Here is a 495-nt window from a genome sequence, read left to right as displayed (position 1 = left end):
GTGTTCGTCGATTCCGCGGCTGTTGCTGTGGCCGAGTACGGCCGCCACGTGGTCGCGTACGAGGCCGAGGAGGAACTGCTCCTGTTCGCCCTCGGTGAGGGGAGCGAGTGTCTGGGCCAGCCGCTGGGGTGGTGTCGAGGTGGCTGGTCATGGTGCTGGTCTGTTGCCATAGGCCCCAGGCGAGGGAGGTGGCGGTCAGGCCGTGGGTGTGGCGGTGGTGGGCGAGTGCGTCGAGGAATGTGTTGGCGGCGGCGTAGTTGGCCTGGCCGGGGTTGCCGAGGGTTCCGGCGGCTGAGGAGTAGAGGATGAAGGCAGAGAGGTTGAGGTGTTTGGTCTGCTGGTGCAGGTTCCAGGCGGCGTCGGCCTTTGGCCGCAGCACCGCGTCTAGGTGCTCGGGCGAGAGATTGCCCAGCGTGGCGTCCTGGACGACGCCGGCGGTGTGGATGACGGCCGTCAGCGGGTGAGCGTGAGGGACCGTCTCCAGCAGCGCGGCGA

1 protein-coding gene is annotated in these 495 nt (G+C 68.5%); it reads right to left on the bottom strand.

Annotated elements, in window-relative coordinates; genetic code table 11:
- The coding region (locus IH48_RS35555) for a KR domain-containing protein (protein ID WP_158710404.1) at window positions 1-495 on the bottom strand (495 nt) is incomplete at both ends.

The sequence above is a fragment of the Streptomyces sp. NRRL F-5126 genome (genome assembly GCF_000721265.1).
Taxonomy (GTDB): domain Bacteria; phylum Actinomycetota; class Actinomycetes; order Streptomycetales; family Streptomycetaceae; genus Streptomyces.
Note: the sequence above shows the minus strand (reverse complement) of the source record. Positions and strands in the feature narration are given on the sequence as shown.